The sequence below is a fragment of the Humiphilus diazotrophicus genome (assembly GCF_059726315.1).
This window is the reverse complement of record NZ_AP040870.1, coordinates 7554693-7561842: the sequence shown is the minus strand read 5'-3', so window position 1 is coordinate 7561842 and position 7150 is coordinate 7554693. Positions and strand designations below refer to the sequence as shown.

The following is a 7150-nucleotide window of genomic DNA, read 5'->3' as shown; positions in this document are numbered from 1 at the left end:
CACTCAGAGTATCTGAAATGTATTTGAGGGCCTGGGCATTTGTTTAAAAGAGCCTCGGCTGAGGATCGATGGGATCAATAAGATCAGGCCGATTGTTCTCCGGCTTCCCGATTTCGTTTCCGATAGGCCACATCGTCATGAGATTTGAGTCAAAGGGCTTGAGCAGATCAATAGGAAGATTGCCCAGATCGGCAGGAGCAAGCCATCGACCAAAGTCTTCCCTCTTCAGAACAGCGGACATACGCTTATGAAAGCGCTCCATTAAAGAATTTGGCTCTACAGTAATGACGGCAAAGGTCTCAAGTGGAACATTAAGCTTCGGATCGGTCCATGAGGTCCATATACCAGCCAAAGCCATCGGACCGCCATCGGCCATTCCTATCGCGTAAGGTTGCTTCTGTCCATTCGGCAAGGTTTCCCACTCGTAGATCCCGTCAGTGATAACGATGCAACGGCGATAACGAAAGGCATCACGAAAAGATGGAAGCTTATCGACGGTCTCAGCTTTGGCATTGATAAAAAACTTCTTTGCTTCGGAGCCACCTGGAGGGATGAATCCCCAACGCATCAGCACTAGTTCACGTTTGCCTTCATGATTCAAACGCACGACTGGCTGGAAGGTCTGCGGTGCAATGTTGTACGAAATCAAAGCCTCGGTTGGAAGATCGGCCAGATCCTCTATACCGTAGTACTCTTTCAGAAACTCAATATCGCACTGTGTCAACCGATAACGTCCGCACATATACCTTTACCAATCCCATCTGAAACCGATGTCTCCTTCTCCGTAACGAACCAGAGCGAGATCATAAATTTCATCCGCCAGGGAAGCTGCATTGTCTTTATTGCATATATCACGCGCTCGTATTCAGGCAATAACGGCTAGGGCCACCCTCTTCATATAAGGGGAAGCGTAGTCAGATATATTTCTTCCCTCCCGAGCCGATGCTTTGCCGCACTCGGTAGGATGGGATCCCCCGAAAAATCTCCGAGGGACGATACTGTCTTCTTTCTGTACAAATAGGGCAAGAAATTACTAAAGAGACAAAAGGAAAGTCGTCCGATCCGCAGGGAATAATTTCCGTACACCCTTTGCACCTGACAACAAAAGCTTGCCGAGAATTTGGACCATGAAACATGATGGTCTTAAGGATAGGCGAAGATTTAGCGAATATTATCCACAGTACCGCATTACGACACAAACGAGACAAAGCCTATCTGTGCGCGGCTTAAATCCCAGCTACTTATCTTTTTCGAAGAAAGCAGAAATTTGCTTTGACTCGACACACGGCTTTAGCTATCGCATTTGGGAGGAGTGAAGCAGCGTCACACCTCAGACGCTCCTCTTCCCTTTCAGATGCGCGCTTATTGAAGAACAGAGTGAATCAACCTATTGAGACTCAGCCCCTCGGCCCTTAAGGCTTCCCGGTGCTGACGGAACCCATCGTGATTGTCCCTCAAGGAGTCCATCCAGATAAACAACCTCGTACATGGGGACACCTCTCACGAATCCTACTTTGCCTGTATATTGCCCAGTTCCCATCGGCAAATTGATGGTGGGTAAGACTTGCTCAGCCAATGTGTCTTCTTCCCTTTGAATTTTCTATTAGTAGTTTACAACTCTCCGCACACCAAAATATGACAACGTTGCAAACATCAAGGCTCAAAATCCGTTACATATCCATCTGCACAATCGTTTTCCCCGGCAAAAACATTGGCACATTTCAACTGTGCGGGTAGGAAGAATCTCTCAAAACGCCAGGACAATTGGGCCAGTAAAGGGCGGCGGAAAATATCGATACCTCGCCAGTACTGAAAAGATTTGCCTAAGTAGATTGGCCGGAGATGTCCCATGCCCAGCGCAGCTTTGCCACGCTCTCTCCTTGACAGCTTAGGAGAACAGCTCTAGACTCCTAAATCAATTAGGAGTAGCGGTGACTGATCAAGCTCAACTTCTTCCCGGCACACTCGATCTGCTTATTCTGCGCGCAGTTTCTCTTGGACCGCTGCATGGCTACGGCGTTTTGTTGCGGATTGAGCAAATCACAGGCAAGGCATTATTGATCGAGCAAGGAGCTCTCTATCCGGGACTCTTTCGTCTCGTTCGTCAAGGCATGCTCAAGACCAAGTGGGGAGTTTCAGAGAACAACCGCAAGGCCAAGTTCTACGAGCTGACGACTGCAGGTCGTAAGCGTCTGCAACAGGAGACTGAGAGCTGGAACCGGCTCGTGAATGCGATATCTGCAGCGCTTTCTCTCCAACCGGAGGAGCTATGAATCTGCTGGTTGAATTTCGCACCCTGCTCAGCTCTATCTTTCGTTCCTCAAAGATGAACCGGGATATGGAAGAGGAGTTGCGTTCGCACATCGCCCATCGTGCCGACGATCTTCAGCGCTCCGGCATATCTCGCAGTGAGGCCGAAAGACAAGCACGCCTGGAGTTCGGTGGCTACGAGCACTACAAAACAGAGTGCCGCGAAATCTTTGGGGCAAACGTGATCGATTCTCTATTCTGGGACATTCGCTATGCTCTTAGAACACTGCGCAAGTCGCCAGGATTTACAGCAGTTGCGATTTTGACTCTGGCTGTTGGAATCGGGGCCAACTCTGTAGTCTTTAGCGTTCTGAATCGATTGGTCCTGCGCCCTATAAATGTACCGCAGGCCGAGAATCTTTATGAGTTGGAGGATGCTAAGCTTCATGGTCCTGCACAGTCATATCCCAATTATCTGGACATCCGTGACCGTAATCGAAGTTTTAAGGGATTGGCCGCCTATGGCATCGCGACTGCAGGATTGAGCGGAAATAGCGAGCCCTCGCAGGTGTGGCTCTACGAAGCCAGCGGAAATTACTTCGACGTCTTGGGTATTCGTCCTTACTTGGGAAGATTCTTTTCGGATTCAGACGAAAGGGGCTACAACAGTGCGCCCTACATCGTTCTGAGTTACGGCTATTGGCAGAGTCACTTCCAAGGGGATCGCAGCATTATTGGCCGTGTCGTACACCTGAACAAATACGACTATACAATCATCGGCATTGCGCCACGTGAGTTTCGCGGCACTGAGATGTTCTTTACGCCCGACCTCTGGGTACCTATAGTCAATCAACAGCAGATTGAAGCAAGCGATGGTCTCAAGAACCGCAGTGAACGAGGAATTTGGCTGATAGGGCACCTTAAAGATGGAGTTACGCCCAATCAGGCAAAAGCCGATTTGAATACTATCGCGCAAACCCTGGCAAGGGCCTATCCAAAAGACAATGAAGGGTTACAGTTCTCTCTCACTCATCCAGGTCTGCTGGGAAGTATGTTGGGGACTCCCGTTCGCGCGTTTGTCTCGGCGTTAATGCTGCTCACAATCCTTATCCTTTTGGCAGCGTGTGCGAATCTTGGAAGCCTGTTCTCCGCACGTGCAGTCGATCGCTCGCGAGAGATTGCTTTAAGTCTGGCACTAGGTTCGACACGCCGCCGAATTATTCGCCAACTCCTAGTCGAAGCAATGATCGTCTCCTTGGGAGGAACCACCATCGGCCTCTGCGTAGCTGTACCCGTTCTGCAATGGCTGAGCAGATGGCAACCGTTTCCGGGAAGTCCAATTCAAGTCCCGGTTGAGTCGGATATAAGAACCCTATTGATAGCACTCCTGCTGGCATTGATCAGCGGATTGTTCTTTGGAATCGTCCCACTCCGGCAGATCATCAGAACCGATCCCTACCAAGGAATCAAAGATCCAACCGGGGACAAGACACACTCTCGGCGGCTAACTGTACGAGATTTGCTGCTTGCTCTGCAGGTAACGGTTTGTGCCGTGCTCGTCACCTCATCGTTTGTGGCTGTCCGAGGCATGATTCGCTCTCTAAAGAGTAATTTCGGATTTGTTCCTCAAGGAGCAGTTCTGGTAAACACAGACCTTTCGATGGCGGGTTACAAGGCAGAGCAAACTAAGCTGATTCGACGGCGCATGGTAGAAGCCGCAGAGAACATTCCCGGTGTTAGCTCAGCAGGATACGCAAACCGCGTGCCGTTAAACATCGGTTGGAGCGATTCGAACATCTTTCCCGACAGCGCCACAGATTACCAGCCGTCAAAAGCAGTGGCGCGTTCCATGATGTTCCATGTCTCGCCTGGATATTTTCGGGCAGCGGCAACTTCCCTCTTAAGGGGACGAGACTTTTCATGGAACGACGATCAAAGCTCTACTCACGTGGCAGTTATCAATCGTGAGTTCGCACGAAAGGTCTTCGGCTCGGAAGAAAAGGCCATGGGCGGAGTCTTTAAGATTTGGGGTGGCAACAGGGTTCAAGTAATAGGAATCGTCGAAGACGGAAAATATCTGAGCGTCAGCGAGAGTCCACAGCCCGCTGCATTCCTCTCCATCCTGCAATGGCAGTCCACTTCAACGTGGCTTGTCGTGCGGTCGAATCGAAACTTCCCGGAACTGGAAGCGGCTTTGCAACAAGCTCTGCACAAGGTAGATCCCGAGCTTCCATTAACAATCCACTCCTGGCAAAACGTCTTGGGACTTTCCCTCTTCGCCGCCCGCGCAGCATCCATTGCCCTGGGAATACTCGGAGCTTTAGGTGCAATGCTTGCCGTCACGGGGATCTTCGGAATGGCTGCGTATTCGGTAAGCAAACGCCTGCGCGAATTGGGGATCCGAGTTGCTTTAGGAGCTCAACGGAAACAAGTGGTAAGTGCAGCTTTAGGCCGTGTCTTTGGATTATTGCTCACAGGCTCGTTACTGGGAATTCTGCTCGGAGCAGCTGCAAGCAAGCTACTCTCATTCATCGTCTATCAAGCGACACCTCGTGACCCTGTTGTTCTGGGTGCCGTGGTATTGACGATGTTCCTGCTCGGCAATCTGGCAGCATGGATTCCTGCGCATCGAGCATGGAGAAGCAATCCGTCCACATTATTAAGAGAGAACTAGAGTCACAGAGGTGGCAAGACTACATAACATCTGCAGTATCTTTTGCCACCTCTTTAGCACGGTCTGCACAATGGCCCATCAGGGTTAAAGAGGTAACTTGGCCGCTTGCCCATGGCATATGCCAGCTTCGTCAATCAACTGCCACACCGTAGCATTCTCAATACGGAAGCGCCGTCCGGACTTTGTAATTCTGACTCCACCATAACCAGCTACGAAACCATCCTTTGCAACACGATCAAGAAAATTCTGCCGCTCGTCTCTCTCAGGAGCCTCTGCCGATAGCCGCGAGGGCAAATGGGTAAGTTCCTCCCAGCTATATTCAAACAGGCGTTGCGCAACTTCATTGCCATAGATGAAAACGGGATCGACTTCCGTATTATGTGCCAGCACAGCAAACTCCGCGTCTTTGTAGAGCCACGAAGCATACTTGTCAGGAGGAACAGATAAAGGAATCAACAAATGTCCGGTAAGGCGGCGATAGCTTTCAGAAAGCAACGTTGCAAAAGAAAGGTCGTTACGCAGATCCATAAGCTACTATAGCTTTCTCCGTATCTGCGAAGCCAATCCGAGGTTGTGAGTGTCAATACCAGCAGGGATTCATTGCTCGGTCGCGCGAGCATGCAAAATATGAGAAGCCGACCATATCAATATCCAGAGACCGATCACGATAGAAACAACAACCGTGACCCAGCGTAGAGCCCGCCGATCACCTGGGTTATCGATTCCAACGCGCCGTGTCCCAAAGATTTGGCCGAGGATGCCAATCGCTAGAAAAACAAGACCTAGCGTAAAGAGAATCCAATCCACAATAGACCTCTCAGAGAAAGATGCAGATACAAGGCTTGCGGAGATCTGGGCATTTGAAGTGGGTGCTGATCGTTGTCTTTGCAGGTTGTACCAACTCCCAGCACCCTTTTATTCAGCAAAATTATTTCTTTTGGAAAAGCAGTGGAGCAAAATCGACGAGATTGTCACGCCAAACCATCCAGGTATGCATTCCCGGGGTCCAATGAAAAGTAGCGGGAACGTCTTGTTTTTTTAGCCAATCTTCGAGCTCATGATTGACTTTGGCAAGCCCGTCCTGTTCTCCGCAGGCAATCCATAGAAGCTTACGTTTCTCGCCTCCACCGGTCTTCAAGCGAGCGGAGAAGAAATCTGTATGATCGAGAATCGGTGCAGAGCTCAACCCGATAACATAGCCAAACGCTTCCGGATGTCCAAGGCCGGTTAGCAAACTCTCCGCTCCGCCCATGGATAGGCCAGCAATCGCGGTATTCTCAGGCCCGGCTAGAGCCCGATACTGGTGCTGAACCTGCGGCATAATCTCTTCCATCAACGATCGAGTATAGAGCGAGTAATTCTTGCCAATAACTCCAGGTTCGCGGAAGGCTGCACCATTTGACATCAGGATCTCAGGCACACCATAGCCATATGTCATCACCACAATCATCGGCACGGCTTTCTGCTGTGAAATCAAGGTGTCGAGGATGTAGTTGGCGCGACCGACAGTAGTCCATCCATCGGCACCGTCGCTGAACCCATGGAGAAGATAAAGAACAGGATACTTTTTCTTCCCCGTAGGGTCATAGTCCGGCGGCGTATAGACGAAGAAATCGCGCTGATCGCCAACAATCCCAGAATGATAGTAATGATGCTGAACCACGCCATGAGGAATATCGATCTGATCCCAGGGCTGTGGCCCGTCTCCTCTCACCGCCAGCATATTGTCCTCATAGAGGTAATTGGTCTTAAACCAGCGATTCGCAGGATCAAGCAGGTGTCCACCATCTACGATGTAGTGGTAACCATAAATTTCCGGAGTCAGAGAGGGAGAAGTTGCCGTCCAGAGACCCTTGTCATCCTTAGTCATAGGCAAGGGAGCAGCACTGCCCTCCAGCGAAACCTGAACAGAAGTAGCATGAGGGGCCAGGAAGTGGAAGGTCACCGTGCGATCGGAGTTCACTTCAGGAGCGAGTTTCATCGCGCCTGCACTGGAGTCCCCTGTGATCTTCTGTGCGACTGCCGGAGCTAGTTCCTTTGTAGCCTGAGCGGGATTAGGAGTAATGCCAGCAGAAAGCTGGGCGTTAAGTTGACTGCCAGCTAACAATAAACAGAGAGAGCCGAAAGAAGATTTGAGAACGAAACCTATTGTCTTGTTCATGCCGGCAACATTGTGCACTCGTAAACCGCATATTGGCAATCGGTTTGCTGAAAATTCTCCTCGGA

At 50.3% G+C, this 7150-nt stretch carries 7 protein-coding genes; 2 read left to right on the top strand and 5 right to left on the bottom strand.

Annotated elements, in window-relative coordinates:
• Positions 1–43: 43 nt before the first annotated feature.
• Positions 44–742, bottom strand: coding sequence for an SOS response-associated peptidase (locus tag AC6I7T_RS30215; RefSeq protein WP_497791595.1), 699 nt, complete (start codon positions 740–742; stop codon positions 44–46).
• A 645-nt stretch (positions 743–1387) separates the two neighbouring features.
• Positions 1388–1576: a hypothetical protein gene (locus tag AC6I7T_RS30210; RefSeq protein WP_497791594.1), complete on the bottom strand. Its 189-nt coding sequence runs from the start codon at positions 1574–1576 to the stop codon at positions 1388–1390.
• A 355-nt stretch (positions 1577–1931) separates the two neighbouring features.
• On the opposite strand from AC6I7T_RS30210, the gene AC6I7T_RS30205 reads away from it, so the two are divergent.
• Positions 1932–2273 carry a PadR family transcriptional regulator gene (locus AC6I7T_RS30205; RefSeq protein WP_497791593.1) on the top strand — a complete coding sequence of 114 codons (342 nt, stop codon included), beginning with the start codon at positions 1932–1934 and terminating at the stop codon, positions 2271–2273.
• Positions 2270–4924: an ABC transporter permease gene (locus AC6I7T_RS30200; RefSeq protein WP_497791592.1), complete on the top strand. Its 2655-nt coding sequence runs from the start codon at positions 2270–2272 to the stop codon at positions 4922–4924. The genes AC6I7T_RS30205 and AC6I7T_RS30200 overlap by 4 nt, the downstream gene beginning before the upstream one ends.
• A gap of 84 nt (positions 4925–5008) precedes the next feature.
• On the opposite strand, the gene AC6I7T_RS30195 is transcribed toward AC6I7T_RS30200, so the two are convergent.
• The 3 genes from AC6I7T_RS30195 to AC6I7T_RS30185 all read right to left on the bottom strand — a co-directional run bounded on the left by AC6I7T_RS30195 (position 5009) and on the right by AC6I7T_RS30185 (position 7085).
• Positions 5009–5452, bottom strand: coding sequence for an MEKHLA domain-containing protein (locus tag AC6I7T_RS30195; RefSeq protein ID WP_497791591.1), 444 nt, complete (start codon positions 5450–5452; stop codon positions 5009–5011).
• A gap of 69 nt (positions 5453–5521) precedes the next feature.
• Complete coding sequence (locus AC6I7T_RS30190) at positions 5522–5731, bottom strand: hypothetical protein (protein ID WP_497791589.1); 210 nt, start codon at positions 5729–5731, stop codon at positions 5522–5524.
• 121 nt (positions 5732–5852) lie between these two features.
• On the bottom strand, positions 5853–7085 hold the full coding sequence (locus tag AC6I7T_RS30185; protein ID WP_497791588.1) for an esterase: 1233 nt from the start codon (positions 7083–7085) through the stop codon (positions 5853–5855).
• Between the last annotated feature and the right edge of the window lie 65 nt (positions 7086–7150).

Excerpts from the sequence above, each read along its gene's own strand:
- AC6I7T_RS30215 (WP_497791595.1), bottom strand. The coding sequence starts at position 742 with ATGTGCGGACGTTATCGGTTGACACAGTGCGATATTGAGTTTCTGAAA.
- AC6I7T_RS30200 (WP_497791592.1), top strand. The coding sequence starts at position 2,270 with ATGAATCTGCTGGTTGAATTTCGCACCCTGCTCAGCTCTATCTTTCGT.
- AC6I7T_RS30195 (WP_497791591.1), bottom strand. The coding sequence starts at position 5,452 with ATGGATCTGCGTAACGACCTTTCTTTTGCAACGTTGCTTTCTGAAAGC.
- AC6I7T_RS30185 (WP_497791588.1), bottom strand. The coding sequence starts at position 7,085 with ATGAACAAGACAATAGGTTTCGTTCTCAAATCTTCTTTCGGCTCTCTC.